Annotated in this window: 17 protein-coding genes; 11 read left to right on the top strand and 6 right to left on the bottom strand. The window is 61.3% G+C overall.

All coding sequences use genetic code 11. The annotated features are described in order from the left end of the window. Window positions 1-127: 127 nt before the first annotated feature. Both KIH76_RS06490 and KIH76_RS06485 read right to left on the bottom strand, forming a co-directional pair. On the bottom strand, window positions 128-1,291 hold the full coding sequence (locus KIH76_RS06490) for a histidine kinase (protein WP_236036871.1): 1,164 nt from the start codon (window positions 1,289-1,291) through the stop codon (window positions 128-130). Further along, window positions 1,267-1,953 (bottom strand): response regulator, encoded by a 687-nt coding sequence (locus tag KIH76_RS06485; RefSeq protein WP_236036870.1) that lies wholly within the window; start codon window positions 1,951-1,953, stop codon window positions 1,267-1,269. The genes KIH76_RS06490 and KIH76_RS06485 overlap by 25 nt, the downstream gene beginning before the upstream one ends. A gap of 134 nt (window positions 1,954-2,087) precedes the next feature. Here KIH76_RS06485 and KIH76_RS06480 point away from each other — a divergent pair, with 134 nt between their 5' ends. The 4 genes from KIH76_RS06480 to KIH76_RS06465 are packed head-to-tail and all read left to right on the top strand — an operon-like array spanning window position 2,088 to window position 5,327. Further along, the gene (locus KIH76_RS06480; protein ID WP_214374490.1) at window positions 2,088-2,603 is read left to right on the top strand and encodes a hypothetical protein; all 516 of its coding nucleotides are present in this window, start codon (window positions 2,088-2,090) and stop codon (window positions 2,601-2,603) included. Continuing rightward, a complete protein-coding gene (locus KIH76_RS06475) occupies window positions 2,600-3,487 on the top strand; it encodes an RND family efflux transporter (RefSeq protein ID WP_214374491.1) in 888 nt (295 codons plus the stop codon). The genes KIH76_RS06480 and KIH76_RS06475 overlap by 4 nt, the downstream gene beginning before the upstream one ends. After that, window positions 3,484-4,167, top strand: coding sequence for an ABC transporter ATP-binding protein (locus KIH76_RS06470; RefSeq protein WP_214374492.1), 684 nt, complete (start codon window positions 3,484-3,486; stop codon window positions 4,165-4,167). The genes KIH76_RS06475 and KIH76_RS06470 overlap by 4 nt, the downstream gene beginning before the upstream one ends. Continuing rightward, entirely contained in the window at window positions 4,164-5,327 is a 1,164-nt protein-coding gene (locus tag KIH76_RS06465) for an ABC transporter permease (protein ID WP_214374493.1), read from the top strand. Before KIH76_RS06470 ends, KIH76_RS06465 begins: the two co-directional genes overlap by 4 nt. An 85-nt stretch (window positions 5,328-5,412) precedes the next feature. Here the strand turns inward: KIH76_RS06465 and KIH76_RS06460 are convergent, their stop codons facing one another. The 4 genes from KIH76_RS06460 to KIH76_RS06445 all read right to left on the bottom strand — a co-directional run bounded on the left by KIH76_RS06460 (window position 5,413) and on the right by KIH76_RS06445 (window position 10,556). After that, entirely contained in the window at window positions 5,413-6,291 is an 879-nt protein-coding gene (locus KIH76_RS06460) for an Abi family protein (protein ID WP_338023600.1), read from the bottom strand. Window positions 6,292-6,556: 265 nt separating this feature from the next. Then, window positions 6,557-7,828: an MFS transporter gene (locus tag KIH76_RS06455; protein ID WP_214374494.1), complete on the bottom strand. Its 1,272-nt coding sequence runs from the start codon at window positions 7,826-7,828 to the stop codon at window positions 6,557-6,559. A gap of 150 nt (window positions 7,829-7,978) precedes the next feature. Continuing rightward, a complete protein-coding gene (locus KIH76_RS06450) occupies window positions 7,979-8,641 on the bottom strand; it encodes a TetR/AcrR family transcriptional regulator (RefSeq protein ID WP_214374495.1) in 663 nt (220 codons plus the stop codon). 400 nt (window positions 8,642-9,041) lie between these two features. Then, window positions 9,042-10,556 (bottom strand): MFS transporter, encoded by a 1,515-nt coding sequence (locus KIH76_RS06445; RefSeq protein WP_214374496.1) that lies wholly within the window; start codon window positions 10,554-10,556, stop codon window positions 9,042-9,044. A gap of 144 nt (window positions 10,557-10,700) precedes the next feature. Between KIH76_RS06445 and KIH76_RS06440 the strand changes: the two genes are divergently transcribed. From KIH76_RS06440 to KIH76_RS06410, 7 genes are all read left to right on the top strand, one after another. Beyond that, window positions 10,701-11,345: a helix-turn-helix domain-containing protein gene (locus KIH76_RS06440; RefSeq protein WP_214374497.1), complete on the top strand. Its 645-nt coding sequence runs from the start codon at window positions 10,701-10,703 to the stop codon at window positions 11,343-11,345. Window positions 11,346-11,469: 124 nt separating this feature from the next. Next, window positions 11,470-12,789 carry an MFS transporter gene (locus KIH76_RS06435; RefSeq protein ID WP_214374498.1) on the top strand — a complete coding sequence of 440 codons (1,320 nt, stop codon included), beginning with the start codon at window positions 11,470-11,472 and terminating at the stop codon, window positions 12,787-12,789. 146 nt (window positions 12,790-12,935) lie between these two features. Next, window positions 12,936-13,421, top strand: coding sequence for a D-aminoacyl-tRNA deacylase (gene dtd / locus KIH76_RS06430; protein WP_214374499.1), 486 nt, complete (start codon window positions 12,936-12,938; stop codon window positions 13,419-13,421). 94 nt (window positions 13,422-13,515) lie between these two features. Beyond that, the gene (locus tag KIH76_RS06425) at window positions 13,516-15,105 is read left to right on the top strand and encodes a S10 family peptidase (protein ID WP_214374500.1); all 1,590 of its coding nucleotides are present in this window, start codon (window positions 13,516-13,518) and stop codon (window positions 15,103-15,105) included. A gap of 63 nt (window positions 15,106-15,168) precedes the next feature. Further along, window positions 15,169-15,486: a hypothetical protein gene (locus KIH76_RS06420; RefSeq protein ID WP_236036868.1), complete on the top strand. Its 318-nt coding sequence runs from the start codon at window positions 15,169-15,171 to the stop codon at window positions 15,484-15,486. 75 nt (window positions 15,487-15,561) lie between these two features. Next, window positions 15,562-16,209, top strand: a complete 648-nt coding sequence (locus tag KIH76_RS06415) for an alpha/beta hydrolase (RefSeq protein ID WP_214374502.1) — start codon at window positions 15,562-15,564, stop codon at window positions 16,207-16,209. Window positions 16,210-16,322: 113 nt separating this feature from the next. Beyond that, a complete protein-coding gene (locus KIH76_RS06410; protein WP_214374551.1) occupies window positions 16,323-17,399 on the top strand; it encodes a glycosyltransferase in 1,077 nt (358 codons plus the stop codon). Window positions 17,400-17,401: the final 2 nt, after the last annotated feature.

Below are 17,401 nucleotides of genomic sequence, written 5' to 3'. Positions count from 1 at the left end.
TGTTCATCAGGCGCTTGCTGGTTGCTTGTTTATCTTGGTCGAAAACATCCTACCCAGGAAGCGCTCTTCTCTTACTCCCTCAACGGCTCAACGACGAACCCACACCCACGAAAACAACACAAGCGCCTTATTTGTCATTCGAAGATAACGGTGGCATGACGATATCCACGTTCCAGCTGCCATCATCAGTGGTTACGTCGAATGTTCCGGACATGGATTCGATGACGGTTCGGTATCGATCGAGACCGCTGCCTAGCCCGATCTGAGTCTCGTTGTTTTTTCTCGCGTCGCTTGCCGAGATGATGACGTGCCGTTGATCGAAGGAGATCGTGACGGCGTACCAGGCGTCGGGGTCGGCGTGCTTGGCGATGTTCGCGTAGAGTTCGTTGATCAGCCCCTCGAGGAGGTCGAGGATGTCATCCTCCAGGGGATGATCGAATGTCCCTAGGATGCCGTCGCCTTGGAAACCGAGGCTTTTGAGTCGTCGCTGCTGTGTCTGGATGATGTCTTCGAGTTGTTCCCGTTGCTGTTCGGCTTTCCTGCCGGCCATGTCTTCGTTTGTCTGGCCGACATGGGCGATGCCGTCCGATTCGTCGGCATGTTCGAGTTGCCGTATCACTTGGTGGGTATGGTCGAGCGCGGTTTCGGCGATGGTGCGTAGATCGTCGAGTTGTCGTTGATATTGGCTCCGGTCGCCAGTCAGGTCGTCATGGCTTGCCTGGTCGATGCGCAGGATCATGTAGGCGAGATCGTTGCTGATGGTGTCGTGCAGGTGTCGTGCCGTGCGTTCTCGATCAAGCCGTTGTCTGAGCGCCGCGGTCGCCTGTCGTCGGGCGAGCAGCAGGTTGAGACCGAGCCCCAGTGACAACGGGCATAGGCACATGACGATCATGCCGACGATGTTCGATGCGGTGAGGTTGTTCTGCGTGTTGCTCACGGCGAGGGCGGCGAAGGCGGCCAGCGCGGAAGCGGCGCCGAGGCGGGGTTTGACGAACGAGAGCACCGCGATGGACGTCAGTGCGGCGATCATGATGGTCGTCAATGGCGAGAACAGCCACAGCAATGCGTATCCGGAGACCACAAACAACAGGCAGGAGACCCATGTCGGCGCCACTCCGAGCAAGGCGCACAGGATGGCGACAAGCAGCGATATGCGTATGGTCGACCATGACAGCAGGTTCTGGGATGAGTACACGCCCATCTCGATGGGGATCGCCGCCGCGAGGACCAGTCCCTCCGCCAGTATGGCCGGATGGCGTATGCGGCTCAAAGCAGATCGTATCGAGCGCATATGGCGAGGGCCTCCTTGCGGTCGGCTGCGTGGAGTTTGCGGCATGCCCGGTTGACATAGGTGAAGACGCTTCCCCTGCCCACGTTCAGGAGCGCGGCTATCTCGTCGGTGGACGACCCGTGCGCGTAGAGCCGCAGCACATCCCGCTCCCTGGGGGACAACGACGGCTTGTCGGTTTCCGGCAACTGCGTTCCGGTAGCGCGTTCGTCGTTGAGTCTCCGATGGGCCTCCCGCGCGGTGGGGAATCCGGTGTCGGCAACGGGTTCGCCCTGCGCCGCGCATCGTATGGCCTGCGGAAGCTCCCTGACGATGCGGTCCTTGGCCAGCAGGCATTGCGCGCCCGCCTCGATCGCGTCCTGACGGTACGAAGCAAGGTCATAGGATGTGACGCATACCAGGCCGATTGTCGGGGTGCGCCGGCGGATTCTCATGCAGATGTCCGCGCCGGTGATGCCTCCCAATGCCATGTCGACGATCAGCACGTCGGGTTGCGTGCCGCGTGTCATGCAGCGTTGCAATGCCGACGCCGGTGACGTGGTGCTCCAGATGACATGGAACCGCGGGGAAAGACGGCTTGTCATCATGGCTATGGCGTTGAGGGCGAGCGAATCGTTGTCCAGAACCCCGACGGTTATGGTCCGCGATCCCGATGTGTCTGTCATGGCATCCATCGTATGCGCGTCCCATACCCGTCGCCGTATCGTTGTCATGCGCGCGCATGACAATCCTTTGCTTCCGGGCCGCCGTCTGTGGGCTAATGGTTGGTGACAGTTGTGCAATCGTCCGAAGGAGCATGATGATGAAACCGAGAACACGACACAAGGCCGCCATGCTGATTGCGGCGATGCTGCTGTCCGGCTGCGGGACGACCTCGAACGGCGGCGCCTCGGACAACGGCGGCATGCTGACCTGGCAGCAGGCGAACGAGGAATACAAGGCGACCGTCGAGGACTTTCCTTTTACGCTGATGAACGGCGACGAGTTCCCCGCGAACATGCCCAAGACGCAGTCTTCGTCCTCGTTGTATGCCAAAGGCAGCGGAGAGGGGCAGGCGTACTCCTACTGGCAGTGCTCGGTGGAACGCGACATCCTCGACAACAGCCAGACCAGCCCGGAGACGGCCCGTGAATCCCTCAAACAGCTGCGCAAACTACTGGACACCGACTGGTTCAAGAACTACTACGAGGACAAGGACGGCATAGTCGAGAACGACGTGATCGGCAAGTCCGAGCTCGGCGATTATTCGACCATGCGGGACTTCTACAACACGGACTGCACATGGTACCGTCAGGAGAACGGACTGGCGCAATGAACGTGCCTGCCTTCTCCAAGCGTTTATTGGCGTGCATCGCGGCCGCGGTGATGTGCGTGACCGTGACGGCCTGCTCGTCATCGCAGACGTCATCGTCCGACGCATCCTCCACGGCAGGGCAATCGGTGTCTACGGTCGAGGTGCGCAAGGGCGGCATCACGCCATTGGCCTCATCCTCCACCAGCGTGCAGGTGGCTTCGGTGTTCTCGCTCGCCGCTCCGGCGAAAGGCTGGTTCCATTCCACGGCCGAGCAGGGATCATACGCTCATGCGGGCGACGTGCTGGGCACCATCGGCGACCAGAAGATCACAACCCCGGTCGATGGCGTGATCGAAACAATCGCACAGGACAACGACGTGGCCGCGAACTATCCGCTGTTCTCGATACGATACGGCGGCATGAGCGCCAATGTGGACGCGACCGCGCTGCTGACGACCGTAGGCTCGGACCAGACGCTCACCGGCCGGTTCCAGATCACCGACGCGCAGGGGCCCACGGATTGCGCGGCGGTAGTGGACGACGGCATTGCTATGTCAACCTCATCGGGAGAAGCCGCAGCCGGATCGACGACCGCGCAAGGTGTCGCATCGACGCGCACTATGCAATGCCTGTTCCCAAAGAACGTGCAGGCACGCCCCGGGCAGAACGCCACCGTGGTGCTGACCGCGACCGCAATCGAGGACGCGCTGATCCTGCCCGTCACCGCGGTGGCCGGCAGACTCGGCTCCGGCCAGGTCAGCAGGCGCGACGGCGATTCGTTCACCGCCGTGAACGTGAAGCTGGGTGCGTCGGACGGCACTTCGATCATCATCCTCGACGGTCTCAAGGAAGGCGACGTGGTGTCCTCGACGGCCCCGAACCTTGCTCCCGGAGCGCAATCATGAATGACACGCCACTCATCCGGGTGGATCACCTGAGCGCCGAAGTGCGATTGCCCGATGGCGGCAGGCTCACGACGGTGAACAACGTGAGCGCGTCTTTCGAGCGCGGCACGTCCACCGCCATCGTCGGGAAATCAGGGTCCGGCAAAACCAGCCTCGCCTCCATCATCGGCCTGCTTAACAACGACTACAGCGGGACGCTCTCCTATGATGGACGGGACTGCGCCGCGTGGAGCGACGCCGACCGGTCGCACTTCCGTTGCCGGCATATCGGGTTCGTGTTCCAGAACTACTCCCTCATCCCGCATCTGAGCGCGTGGGAGAACGTGGCCCTCCCGTTGCAGTACCGGGGAGGGACTCCCATGCGGACGATCAGGAGACGGACCGTGCGCATGCTGCATGCCGTCGGACTTGCGGAGCGCGCGGACAGCATGCCGTCGCGCCTGTCGGGAGGCGAACAGCAGCGCGTGGCCATCGCCCGCGCGCTGGCGACCGATCCCGACCTGCTGATCTGTGACGAGCCGACCGGCGCGCTCGACACCGAAACCGGTGATATGGTCGCCGCCATACTGTTCCGACAGGTTCAAGAACTCGGGGTCACACTCATCCTCGTCACGCACGACCCGCAACTCGCCGCCCGATGCGAACGCCGGCTGACAATCGACAGGGGGAAACTCTCATGATCCGCATGATCGTCAAGGACCTGCGCATCAACCCGCTGCGCACCAGCCTCACCGCCCTATCGATGCTCATCGGCATCGTCGCGCTCATCGCCGGCGTCCTCGTCGGCACACTCGGCCGCGACTACCTCGAAGCGGTCAACGCGCGCCTGAGCGGCAGGACACCCACCTACAGCGCCATCATCGACGTGCGGTCACTAGCCGATGCGCGGACCACCACGACCTTGCAGGAACGCCTCGCGACTTTCAGGCCGGGAACCGCATCCGCGCAGTACCATCTCAACGACCTCGCCGTATGGGCATCGTCCGGCGTCAGCATGGAGATACGTCACGTCACCATCGTCGTCACCGACGCCGAACGGATGGGAGTCATGCCTGCACCCATCATCGGCGCATGGCTGACCGGGGCGAACGAACCCGCCACGCTGGAAACCGTGGTCAATGAAAGCGCCCGCCAATACGTGCATGACGGCACCGTGACGCTCGCCCGGACCGGCAACCCGCAGCAGGTGCCGGCACGGGTGGACGGCGTCGTCGCCGACGGGGCGGACGAACCCGTCATCTACATCAACGCGATCACATTGCAACGCTACTGGCCCCAGGCCTGGGCCCCGGATGGTCTGACCATCCTCGTCCACCCCGACGAGGGCGTGGACGACCAACATGCCAAAACCGCGTTGGATGATCTGCTGTCCGACGTCGGCATCGGCAGCGTATCATCATGGAACCGCTCCGACAACGCCGGCGACTACGAGCAGGTCATCGGATTCCTCCAACTCGGCGTCATCGTCACCGCGATACTGCTGCTGGCGGTATCCGCCATCGGCATGATCAACATCGGATTGGCCGGCATCGAGCAACGCTCGCACGAACTGCTCATCCGCCGCGCACTGGGAGCGACCAGAGTCAACATAGCCATACAGGTCATCGGCTCATCCGTGCTGCTCAGCCTCATCATCGCATTCGCGGCGGTGCTCATCTCCATGGCATTGGTCTGGGCGATTCCTTGGATGTTGCCCGCCGACTCGCCACTCGAACCGCCGGCATACCCGTATACGGCGGCGATGGTCGCGGCAGACGCATCCATCGCCACCTCGCTCATCGGCTCCCTCGCCCCGGCCATCAAAGCCATACGACTACAACCCGCACTGGCATTACGCTGACAGCATAATGGAGGGGTTAAGAGTCAAAACATGAGTCTTAACCCGGTTCGAGAACCATGCGGCGCTTTCAGCACGTCAGCCGTGTCTATTCCCAATGCAATGGGTGACGTATACCGTCACCGTAGCGATGCTGCTCGGAAAGAAAGTCAATAAGCTCATTTGAATACGAATCGTCGCCGTTGATCTCATCCGCAAGATAGAATAACGCGATCAACGCCTGCGCGACCGATCGTTGCTCGTAGTTGAAGTCCGGGTAGCGTCGACGCATGTCCCGGGTGACAGGCGGCACGATGACCATCTCGCGGTGCCACAGCCTGCTGTGGTGCGAGCACAGGTTGCGCAGGTAGACCATCGCATGGATGATCTCGGATGCGGTGCGCAGGTTGGTGCGTATGCCGAGCGACCGGTACAGTTCCTTGAGCGCGCTTGTGTCCCGATGCAGGCTGAGCATACGCGATACCGTGTCGAACGGCATGGTCTCCACCGCCGCCCAGATCGGCACCGGCTCGCCCACTTTGCGGTAATGGCGGATGCATACTTCGTTGGACATGTCTATCCATTTGCGGATGTTCGAGACCAGCGAGGTTCGCAGTTCGATGTCTTTGCGGTTGGTGATCGGCTCGTACGAATCGATGTCCGCATACGAGTATGCGCCACCGTTCTGTGCGACGAGATACGCGAAACGTGACCTCACCGTCAACTCGACAAGTGCCGTACCCCGCAGAATCTTGGAGCGTAATTCGCCGTCCAGCCGATACGGTTCAAGAAAATCAGCTGTCGTAACGTCGGACTTGAAGTCGTTGTTCCCGTGCGCCGGATCGTTCTGGAACGCGCGGAAATACCCGGACAGCCGGTAGTAGTTGGAGTCGAACAATATTCGGCGCATCTCGTCGTGATCCGGCACGGTCAGGCCCCGTGACTCCATGAGCTCGATCATCTCATCCAAGTTCTTCGCGGACTTCACCGACACCTCCGGAAATGAAAAGAGCCTCCCGGGTTGCGCACTGTAAGGAGGCGTGGAAGGCTGCTGTTATACTCGAATCTAGCATCCGGTCCCGACCAGTGATTCTTGGCCTTACCGTGCTACGACGGTGCGGGATAATCGCAACGCTGTGTGATTATCCCGGTCAAAATACGACACAGTCCGGTGATGGCATCGAGCTCAAGTTTCATCAACGTCTAAGAAGTGATTGCCGGGTAGTGTCACGGGTTTGGACGGGGAGCATGTCCTAGAACCTCCGCGCTACGTGTGCGACCAATGGCAACATGGCAACGGCCAGCATGAACGTCATCGCCAGGACCGCTCCCGCTGGATAAACGCTGTACGCCCAACCGTATGTGATCTGCCCGAGAGGCTGGGCGCACATGCTCGTGGAGAGCGCGAGCGACATCACCTTGCCGGTCATGTCCTCGGGGCAGCTCATCTGGATCGCCGGCACGGCGATGAGGTTCGCGAGGGTGATGGCGACCATGGTTCCGCAGGTGCTCGCCGTGAGCGTCGCAAGGCGCACTCCATCGCCGGCGGGAAGCGCCATGACGAGCGCCTGGGGCAGGATGGTGAGTGAGAAGGCGGCGATTGTTGTCGGGAATCGTCGCTTGGAAAGCGACTTCGCGGCCCGTCCTCCGACGAGCGCGCCAAGCAGTCCGGATGCTCCCACGAGACCATATGCAAGACCGTACGCCGTGGAGTCGAACCCCAGCACGGTTCGCACCATGTAGGGGAAACCGACTTCCGCGTATCCAGTCACCAGGAAGTTGAGCGCGGCGCAGAGCAGCACCAGATGCAGTACATGGGGGCGCTCGCGAGTGAGGAAACGTCCGGCGCGCACAAGGTCATCGAGGGCCGAGGTGCGCCCATCGTCACCACGTTCGGGAGCGCCGAGTTGGATGAAGCACTCCACGACTGCGGCCGTGCCGAATCCCACGATGGTGATGCCCATCATGGGCATGGCGCCCACTGTCGCGTAGAGTACGCCGCCGAGCACGGCGGGTACGAGCGTGCTCGTCTGGTTCACCACGTTCACCACGGCCATCGCGCGGCGCATCACGTCCTCGCCGTGGGAGCGGAACATCTGCGGCAACGCCGCCTGCACCGTGGGCGTCTCCATGGCATCGAGTACGGCGAGCACCACCTGCATCACGGCAATCGCCGCCAGATTGAATCCGGTAGCTGAGAAAACCGCCGCGCAAATGAGCACTGTTGCGGCGGAGAGCGTGTCGAGTGCCACCATGATGGTTCGGCGGTTCCTGCGATCCGCCACCACGCCGCCGAGGGGCGAGAGCAGGATCGTGGGCAGGATACTCGCCGTGAGGATGGAAGCGAATGCCGCGGCCGAGCCGGTCTCGTCAAGCACCCACATGGACATGGCGAACCGCAACATGAGGTTGGCGAAAAGCGATATGCCGAGACCTGCGACAAGCAGATAGAAGTCGCGTATATGAAGAGGGTCTGCAACTCGGCTGCTTTGCTGCTGAGTCGCGTATTCGGACGTGTCCGTCATTATCGAGTTCCTTTCCTTGGTGTTCATGGACATCCATTCAGACCGACCGTCGGTCTGTTATGGTGATAAAAAATGCGCCACGGCAAAGGACGCACAAACGTCCTTTCACGCGGGCGCCATAATGTGCAAACCGGCGTGCCCGGGTACGGCCTATGCGGACGCCGCTTCCCCCTCTGGCAACAGGGCCGTGAGGCCCTTGACCGCTCGTAGGGTGAGCGTCTCGTCGAATACCGGTACGCCGATGGCGTCGAGCATCGTGGCGAGGCAGCGGATGCGCCGTTCCATGTCGGTACGGTCGGCGGGATAAAAGCAGGGCATGAGCCAGTAGTTGCCGAGGAGTGAGAGCAGTTGCGCCGCTTCCTCGGGATATGCCGTGGGAATCGAACCGTCCTGCACACCCATATCGATGAGCGAGCGGAAGGACTCCGGCAGTCTCGTTGACCAGAAGCGCATATTCGCGGTAAAGAACGCGGGATCCTTGAGCAGCGCGAGCTGGGATCGAACGAGATCCAAGTGATCGGGGGCGTCCACGGCGGAAACGATGAGTGCGCGCAACTTCTCCAATGCGCTCATGTCATCACGCTCGATGAGTTTGTCGAGGAGACGTGCGGTGACGGCCCACTCGTCGGCGTTCAGCTGGTCGAGAATCGCCTCCTTCGATTTGAAATGGTGATAGAGCCCGCCCTTGGAAAGACCCAGATCGTTCAGGATGTCCTGGATGGATGTCTTCTCGTAGCCCTTCTTGGCGAAGAGCCTTCGTGCGGAATCGAGGATTCGCCGTTCGGTGTCCTCGTGGTGCGTATGGTGCGCCATGACTTCCTCCTTTCCTTTCGCTTTCCCAGAGCATACAGACCGTCGGTCGGTCTGTCAAATGGTCGAATAGACTATCACGCGCTGTGCTTGAATATTCACAACATTGCGGGATGAAAAAAGACCGACAAACATCGAGCTTCAATTCAATGTGTCTGAGGACAGATACATGACTTTTGGAATGACGATTTCACTGTCTGAATGACTATCCGTCGACTGCGCAAGTGTGAGGGAGTGGACGGCTGTCGCGGTACGGCAAGTCAGTTGAGTCCAAACTCAACATTTCCAAGAAGTGATCGTCGAGTAGCGCCGCGCACCCCGAGTGGGTAAGAAACGGCGGCGCGTCACTGCCTTCCGTGGGGATGGGGTTTCCATTGTGTACGTCCACGCGGTTTTCCGATACTCACCTCGTCGTTGTGCGGGATATCAGCGCGACGATTCCTAGGGTGATGAGAATGACCGCGGCGGCCGAGGCGAAACTGCCGGTCATCGCGGATTCGTAGGCGCGGGAGGCGATCTGTCGTATCAGGTTTCCTGTCGTGTCCGCAAATTCAGTCGCCTGCTGGAAATCCAGCATCACGGAACCGGCCGATTGCGCGTTCAGCCCGGCTGGCTGTGCGAGATCGTGGAATTTCTCCGCATACAGTCCGCTCTGTATGCTGCCGAAGATGCCCACGCCGATGATGGATCCGAACTGACGGAACACGGTCAGCAGGCTGGAGCCGGCGCCGGATCGCTCGACCGGCACCCGGCCCATGGCCCATGTCAGCATTGCTGGCTGGCCCGCTCCCAATCCGAGACCGGCCATGATCTGGCCCATCAGCATCGTCGTCTGCTGTAGCGCCCCGTCTGGCCATCTCATGGCAACGCCGATCGTCAGCATGCCGGCGGCCAGGCATCCCAAGGACAGCAGGCTTGTGCCGCGCGAGCCGATCCGGGAGACGATCCAGTCGTTCATCCGCGACCCCGCGATGGATGCGACGACCAACGGCATCAGCAGCATGCCGCCGATCAGCGCGCCGTGACGCAGCACCGTCTCCAAGTAAGCGGGCATGATGAAGATGATGCCGTACATCGAGAAGTTCAGCATCATCAACGCCGGGGCGCAGGCCGCGAACGACGGGTCCTTCATCAGGTCGAGTTCCATCAGCGGATTATGAGAGGCGCGGTCATGCAGCACGAATCCCGCGATCAACACAACGCCGACCGTCATCGGAATCCAAGCGTTTGCGGACAGGATACCGTGCTGTGCATTGACCAGACCGGTCGAAAACAGGGTGAATCCGGCGAACATCATCGCGACCGACATCCACGGCATACGCAGCGACCGGGATTCGTGCGATGCGTTCGTCCGCGGAACGTACATGCGGATAACCGCGATCACGACGAGAAACACCACGCCATCGAACCCGAAGATGCCGCGCCAGCCCATTGCGGCGGTAAGCGCTCCGCCGACGAGCGGACCGAACGGAACGCCCAGCGTGCCGGCTATCGCCCATGCGGTCATGGCGCGGGACAATTCGGAACTCCGGAACAGGATGCCGAGCAGCGCCTGCCCCATCGGAATGACCACGCCCGCGCCGGCGCCCATGATCGACCGCGAGACGAGCAGTGCCGGTACGTTCCCGGCCATGAAGCCGATTGCGGATGCGACGACGAACATGCTCAATCCGGCAAGCATGGTTCGTAGATGGCCGATCCTATCGCCGAGGAATCCGGCCAGCAGCACCACGGCCGCGAATACGAGATTGTAGCTGGACACGATCCACTGTTGTTCCGCCATGCCCGCGCCGAGCGATTCGGCGATGTCCGGCAGCGCCACGTTGAACGCCGTGGTGTTGATCATCATCACCAGCTCGGCCGCGCACAAGCAAATCAGGGAGCGTCTCGTATCCTTTCCTCGTGCGTTTTCCATCATCCAACCTCTTTAAGATACGAATAAGTTTCTTATATGCAGCATCTGATTATAGGCAACCGTAAGTAAGAAACGCCATGGTATCTTATAGAGGAGAGTGAGCGATCGCTGACGGCGGTGCGCCATGCCGCGTATGGAGATGAGTACATGGAAGAGAATATCGCGCCGAAGCGGACGCGCCGGCGAGGCGAAGCCCTGGAAACGGCCATTCTGGATGCCGCGTGGGAACAACTGTCCACGTGCGGCGCCGAAGAGTTCACCTTCGACAATGTGGCCGCCAGGGCGCATACCAGCAAACCGGTGCTCTACCGACGATGGGCGAACCGCACGGACCTGTTCGTGGCCGCCGTAAGATGGCACCGCGGACGCGCCGCCCTCGAACAGCCGGACACCGGCACGCTCAGAGGCGACGTCATCTCCATTCTCCTGCAGCTCAACCGCAAACAGTCCGACGCGGTGATGGTGCTCGCCAAATTCGGCGTCTACGCCGACTGGCTGGGAGTGAGTGCACACGAACTGTATGAACGTACGATGATGAGTGACCGACCCAGCATCATGATGGCCATCGATGCGGCGCGGGAGCGAGGGGGCATTACCTGCGAACTGCCGGAATCGCTTCTGCGCATGCCGGGGGAGCTCGGTCGCGCGATCATCCTGCGCGACATGCGTCCCCTGTCCGAAGCGGACATCGTCGCCACCGTCGACGAGCTGTTCCTCCCGCTCGTCGACTATTACGAGCGCCGGGCGAGGGCCGGCGCCGGCGGGGGTGCGCCGACGGATACAGCGAGGTGAGGTTGGGCCGCGACACGCAGGAAGGTTAACGATAATCCGCAAAGGGGAGTATCGTGGCTGCCGTTTTCATCGACGACGATCATCCTTGGCGGATGATCCCATGACGGAAAAGAGAGGAACCGAAATGACGTCGATCAGCATGCCACAGCAAAGCCAGACCGGCCGTAAGCAAACGGCCGTGCATAATACCCCGACTCCGCAACCCGGCGGCTCCAGCGTATCCAACGAGCAGCAGCCGAAACTGCCGTATCTCCTATGCGCAGGCCTGTTCTTTGGGCCACTGACCTGGATGGGGCCGGTGGGTGCCGGCCGCAACATCCTCACCCCGCAGATCTTCAGCAATCTCGACCCGGCCGGCAAGGTCGCGGCCGTCGCCCTGATGTCGTCGTTCGTGTCGCTCGCCGGCCTGATCGCCAACTTCGTGTTCGGCGCGCTCTCCGACGTCACCCGCACCCGCTGGGGCAAGCGCAAGCCGTACATCGTCGGCGGCCTGATCATCCAGGCGCTCATGTTCGTCGTCATCGCCAACGTGATCTCGATCGGCGCGATCATCGCCGGCTGGGTCGTCGTCGCGGTCGCGGAGAACGCCATCGCCGCGGCGATGGTCGCCCAGCAGTCCGACCGCATCGCGCCGCGCTGGCGCGGCACCGCATCCATGTGCTGGGGTGTCGGCTGGACCTGCTGCCAGATCATCACCATCATCGCCTCGCAGTTCCTCGGCAACCCGCAGGCAGGCATGTACCTGCTCGCCGGCATTTCGCTCGTGCTCGGACTCGTCCACGTGCTGCTCATGAACGAGCAGTCCAACCTTGACGAACCGCGCGTCCGCTTCGACGCCGGCAGCCTGCTCAGCCACTTCTTCCTGCCCGTCCACGGCGCGCGCGACTACTACCTCGCGCTCGGCGGCAAGCTGCTCATGGTCGTCGGCGGCACCTGCGTGAGCCTGTACCAGCTGTACATTTTCACCGACTACATCCACCTGAGCGTCGACGCCACCAAGATCGCGGTCGCCACCATGACCTCCATCTCCATGTTCACCGGCATCATCTTCGGCGTCATCGCCGGCCCGCTCGCCGACAAGTTCGGTCGGCTCAAGGCCCCGGTCGCGATCTCCGTCATCTTCATCGGCATCGCCGCGATCTTCCCGTTCATCTGGCCGCAGGCGTGGGCCATGTACGCGTTCGGCGTGATCACCGGCGTGGCGAACGGCGTCTACAACTCCATCGACGGCGCCCTCAACCTCGCCGTGCTGCCGAACAAGGACACTGCGGGCAAGGATCTCGGCATCATCAATTTCGCGAACACGCTTTCGCAGATCATCGGCACCGCGATCGCCGGCGGCATCATCACGCTGTTCGGCACCTACCGCGCCGTGTTCCCGGCGTCGTTCGTGATCTCGCTGCTGGGCGCGTGCCTGTTCTTCTGCATCCGGAAGGTCAAGTAGGCGTAAAACCTGCACGTGTGACGGCTGGCCGCGGCGAAGCGATCGAGTTTCGCCGCGGCCTTTTCGTTGCATACCGGCTGTATGCGTCCGTTCGGGCGCAAACGAAATGCGGCGTCATCCACCTGTGTCGTGGCATAATCGGCTGCATGCGTATCGTATTGCAACGAGTCTCACAGGCCGGCGTCGATGTATTGAACGAGCTGGGAACGGTCGATCCCACGTTCGAGCCGCAGCAGATCGGCCCTGGCTACATGCTATTGGTCGGTGTGTCCGACGCGGACGGCGAGCCGGAAGTCGCGTGGCTCGCGCACAAGATCCTCAACCTGCGCGTGTTCGAGGATGAGCAAGGCAAGATGAACCGATCCATCCAGGACGTCGGCGGAGAGATCCTGTCGATCTCGCAGTTCACGTTGTTCGCCGACGTGCACAAGGGCAACCGTCCGAGTTTCGTGAAGGCCGGCGAGCCGGTTCATGCCGAGCTGGTCTGGCGCGATTTCAACGACGCGCTGCGTTCCGGGGGAGTGCCGGTGCGCGAGGGGCGGTTCGGCGCGCATATGCGTGTCGGCTTGGTCAATGACGGTCCGGTGACGATCGTGATCGACACTGATGTCGATATGCCGCACAAGGCGTAGGGCCGTTGGGTGACGCCGGACGACATGCCATAGAACATTTGTTCGATCTGTTTGATACAGTGATGGAACGATTCTCGAAAGGTTGGTGATCGCCATGAGTGACGACAACAAGACGCAGGACAAGCAGGCGACGGGGGAGAGCGCAACGGCACCGGCGACGCAACGTGACGGCAAGAAACTGCCGGAACCGTATGAGAAGACCACCCGGCACGCGATCGTGATCGACGGCGAACACCTGACCTATACGGCCACCGTAGGCACCATCAACATCGACACTGCCAAGGTCAAGCCGGCCGCAAGCATCTTCTTCACCGCATTCAACCTCATCGACGGCGACGGCAACGTGGATACGGACCGTCCGGTCACGTTCATCTTCAACGGAGGCCCCGGCTCGTCCACCACATTCCTGCTCATGGGCTCCATCGCGCCCAAGCGCATCGACGTGCCGGATGCGGCCCCGGTGCCGGCGGCCCCATACCACCTGACCGACAATGCGCATACGCTGCTGCCCGCATCCGACCTCGTGTTCATCGACGCGGCCGGTGCCGGCTTCTCCGAGATCCTCGACGCCGCCAAGGCCGAGTTGTGGTCGGTGGACGGCGATGTGGCGGGATTCAGCGCGTTCATCCGCGCATACCTGTCCAAATACCACCGTTGGAACTCGCCCAAGTACGTGCTCGGCGAATCCTACGGCACCACGCGCGGCGCGGCGTTGACCTATCGTCTGCAACAGGATGGCGTGGCACTCAACGGCGTCGTGCTCATCTCCAACATCCTCGACTACGCGTTCACGCTCGACACGTCCGACCAGTTCTACATCGGCTACTTCCCGACCTTCGCATCCGTGGCGAAATACCACGGGCGTGCGGCATCCGATACCGAGATAGCCGATCACCTCCAAGCCGCACGCGCATTCGCGAACGGGCCGTTGCGCCTCGCGCTCGCGGCCGGATCATCGCTTGATGATGACACCAAGCACAAGGTCGCCGCACGCTATGCCGAACTGACGGGCCTGAGCGAACAGTATGTCTATGATTCCGACCTGCGCGTGGTCGACATGCGATTCCGCAAGGCGCTGCTGCGAGATGAAGACAGGATCGTCGGACGTTACGACGGCCGTGTCGCCGGCTACGATCTTGACCGCATGAACGACGAGGAGACGTTCGTGGTGGACGATGCCTTCCTTGACCCGGCATACTCCAGCCTGTGCAACGCGTACCTGCGCGACGAACTTGGATGGGACCGCGTCCCGGAGCGTCGAGGCTTCGCCGACTTCGACTGGAGCGCCACCGAACCCGGTAAGGGATGGACATGGTGGCATGAGCAGCCGGACATGACAAAGTCCGCATGGGGCGCAAAGATCCCGTTCCCGAACGTCGTGCCCGATCTGGCCGCGGCGATCGCCCACCAGCCGACGCTCAAGGTGTTGATCGGCAACGGCATCTACGACCTGTGCACGCCATTCTTCCAGACCGAATACGACATCGATCATCTGGGGCTTCCAAAGCCGTTGCGCTCCAACGTGGCGTTCACCTACTATCCGGCCGGGCACATGCTGTACTCGTCCGAGAAGAGCCTCGCCAAATTCACAGCCGATCTCAAGCGGTTCTACAGTGCGGACGCGTCCGACCTGCCTACGCTGAACGAGCGTCCCGCATTGCCGGGTGCCGAGACCGACCTGTAATGACCGCGTGAGCGGGATGGGCCGTCGGAACGTCCATCCCGCCATTGTTGAAAGGACATGCCGATGACAGCAGTCGCAGACTGGTCCAACATCGACCTGAGCAATATCAATCTCTCCAACCTTGACCTGTCGTTCGTCGACCGCATCGTATTGTGGTATGGCACGTTGCCGTCCGCCGTGCAGACGCTGATCACCGTGGCGGTCGGCGCGGCCATCGCCTATGTCGTGTTCAAAATCGTCGTCAAGCTCATCAAAGGCATCATCACGTCGGTCATTGCCGCGGTGCTCGCATTCCTGTTGACGACGGTTCCCGGCAATCTGCTGCTGGCACAGGCGTTCGACCGTGTCGAGCAGCAGATCTCCACCAGTGTGAACAAATAGGATCCATATTTCGCCATGATTATCCGAACGTGACACGTGTGAACGGGTCATGTGGATAATCGGAAAGGTTCTGACATGGATGTTACGCATGCGTTGACGCATATCAGCGCGAATGGCACGGAACCGGTGTTCCTGCTGTTGCACGGCTGGGGCTCCAACGAGCATGACCTGCCGAGCCTGCTTGCCTACTGCGCGCAAGGCGCCGACTACGCCTCGCTGCGTGCCCCGATCGCATACGGCATGGGCTATACATGGTTCGGCACATGGGACTACGACGGCGTGCCGACCGGTGCGTCATTGGACGATCAGGCGAAAACCGCAGGCGAGGCGATCGACCGCTGGGTGGCGGCGAACATCGCCGACGACCGCAGCATCGTGGTCATGGGTTTCTCACAAGGTGGTCTGCTTGCCGGAGAAATGCTGCGGCTCAATCCGCAACGGTATGCGGCAGCGGTCAGCTTCTCCGGATTCCTCGCCCATGCGCCGCTTGCGGGAGACGATGAACTGGCTCGGCTCAAGCCTGCGATGTTCTATGGCCGTGGCTCGGCGGATGACATCTTTCCCCCAAGTGAGATCCAGGCCATGTCCGATTTCTACTCGGCGCATACCACACTTACCGAGCGAGTGTATCCGGGCATGACACACAGCATCTGCATGGAGGAGATGCGTGACGTCGCCACGTTCCTGACCGACAACAAGTTGGTGCGGCCTCGCATCTGGTAGATGTGCATCCGCATGATGACGGTGCCATGCGGATACGGCGTCGGCGATATAGTGGGAATCATCGTTACCGCAGGGGATCGGAGCAGCAGATGACGATGCAGACAACGCAGACGATGGACGGTGACATGCTGGTATCGGTGATCGTGCCTGTATACAAGGTCGAGCGATATCTGGACGAATGCGTGGCCGGCATCGTCGCGCAAACCTACCACAATCTCGAGATCCTGCTCATCGACGACGGTTCGCCGGATAATTGCCCGGCCATGTGCGATGCATGGGCCTCGAAGGATAACCGCATCCGAGTCATTCACAAACCCAACGGTGGATTGTCCGACGCCCGCAACGCCGGCCTTGAACAGTCCACCGGCGACTGCATCTACTTCGTGGACTCGGATGATACCGTCGCGCCAAACCTTGTGGAACGGGCAGTGGCAACCATGCGTGAATACGACGCCGATCTGGTCATGTTCCAATTCGACACGATCTCCGAGAACGACGTGCCGCTGGTATCGGACTACAAGCACAACGACTTCGACACCGTGATGGTCATGACCCCGGAGGAAGGCATCAAGGCGCAGGTCAAGGCAGAGATCGACGGGTACTTCTGGTCGTTCCTCGCTGCGGCGTCCATCTACAAGGATCACGGGTTCTCCTTCCCGGTAGGACGCAAGATCGAAGACATGGCACGCATCTGCAACGTCATCGGAGAGTCGCATCGCATCGTGCGCATTCCCGAAGTGCTCTATCATTACCGGCTTCGCAAGGGATCGATCACCAGCGGATGGAACACGCAGCTCATCAGGGACTGGATGAAGGCCGCCGACGACCGAGAGGACTACATCCTCGCCCGATACCCGGAACTCAAAGGGTTCATGCGGCTGCAGCAGCTGACGTTCTTCGCGAACCTCGACTACGAGACGATCCGGCAGAGCCTCACCGCAAGCCTTAACATCGATCCCGAGGACGCCAACGAACTGCGCCGCCGCATCGAAAGGCTGCGCAAGGATGCGGCCGATCACGGCGACGAGGTGCCAGAATCCACCAACTCGCTGCTGGACGTGCTCAAGGATTCCGTGGACGATGCCGTCGACGACTTCAAAGACAACTTCAAGGAGATGCGCGACGACTGGATACGCATCAGCCGCAGTTGGAAGGAATACATGCACGACAAGGAAACAGACCGGGACTAGTA

It is taken from the genome of Bifidobacterium simiiventris (genome assembly GCF_019331715.1).
In the GTDB taxonomy this organism is placed as follows: Bacteria; Actinomycetota; Actinomycetes; order Actinomycetales; family Bifidobacteriaceae; genus Bifidobacterium; species Bifidobacterium simiiventris.
Note: the sequence above shows the minus strand (reverse complement) of the source record. Positions and strands in the feature narration are given on the sequence as shown.

Bases quoted from the DNA above. Each gene is read 5' to 3' on its own strand.
- KIH76_RS06475 (WP_214374491.1), top strand. From the start codon at position 2,600: ATGAACGTGCCTGCCTTCTCCAAGCGTTTATTGGCGTGCATCGCGGCC.
- KIH76_RS06425 (WP_214374500.1), top strand. From the start codon at position 13,516: ATGAGTGACGACAACAAGACGCAGGACAAGCAGGCGACGGGGGAGAGC.
- KIH76_RS06445 (WP_214374496.1), bottom strand. From the start codon at position 10,556: ATGATGGAAAACGCACGAGGAAAGGATACGAGACGCTCCCTGATTTGC.
- KIH76_RS06440 (WP_214374497.1), top strand. From the start codon at position 10,701: ATGGAAGAGAATATCGCGCCGAAGCGGACGCGCCGGCGAGGCGAAGCC.
- KIH76_RS06455 (WP_214374494.1), bottom strand. From the start codon at position 7,828: ATGACGGACACGTCCGAATACGCGACTCAGCAGCAAAGCAGCCGAGTT.
- KIH76_RS06485 (WP_236036870.1), bottom strand. From the start codon at position 1,953: ATGACAGACACATCGGGATCGCGGACCATAACCGTCGGGGTTCTGGAC.
- KIH76_RS06470 (WP_214374492.1), top strand. From the start codon at position 3,484: ATGAATGACACGCCACTCATCCGGGTGGATCACCTGAGCGCCGAAGTG.
- KIH76_RS06465 (WP_214374493.1), top strand. From the start codon at position 4,164: ATGATCCGCATGATCGTCAAGGACCTGCGCATCAACCCGCTGCGCACC.
- KIH76_RS06410 (WP_214374551.1), top strand. From the start codon at position 16,323: ATGGACGGTGACATGCTGGTATCGGTGATCGTGCCTGTATACAAGGTC.
- KIH76_RS06415 (WP_214374502.1), top strand. From the start codon at position 15,562: ATGGATGTTACGCATGCGTTGACGCATATCAGCGCGAATGGCACGGAA.
- dtd (WP_214374499.1), top strand. From the start codon at position 12,936: ATGCGTATCGTATTGCAACGAGTCTCACAGGCCGGCGTCGATGTATTG.
- KIH76_RS06420 (WP_236036868.1), top strand. From the start codon at position 15,169: ATGACAGCAGTCGCAGACTGGTCCAACATCGACCTGAGCAATATCAAT.
- KIH76_RS06450 (WP_214374495.1), bottom strand. From the start codon at position 8,641: ATGGCGCACCATACGCACCACGAGGACACCGAACGGCGAATCCTCGAT.
- KIH76_RS06480 (WP_214374490.1), top strand. From the start codon at position 2,088: ATGATGAAACCGAGAACACGACACAAGGCCGCCATGCTGATTGCGGCG.
- KIH76_RS06490 (WP_236036871.1), bottom strand. From the start codon at position 1,291: ATGCGCTCGATACGATCTGCTTTGAGCCGCATACGCCATCCGGCCATA.
- KIH76_RS06435 (WP_214374498.1), top strand. From the start codon at position 11,470: ATGACGTCGATCAGCATGCCACAGCAAAGCCAGACCGGCCGTAAGCAA.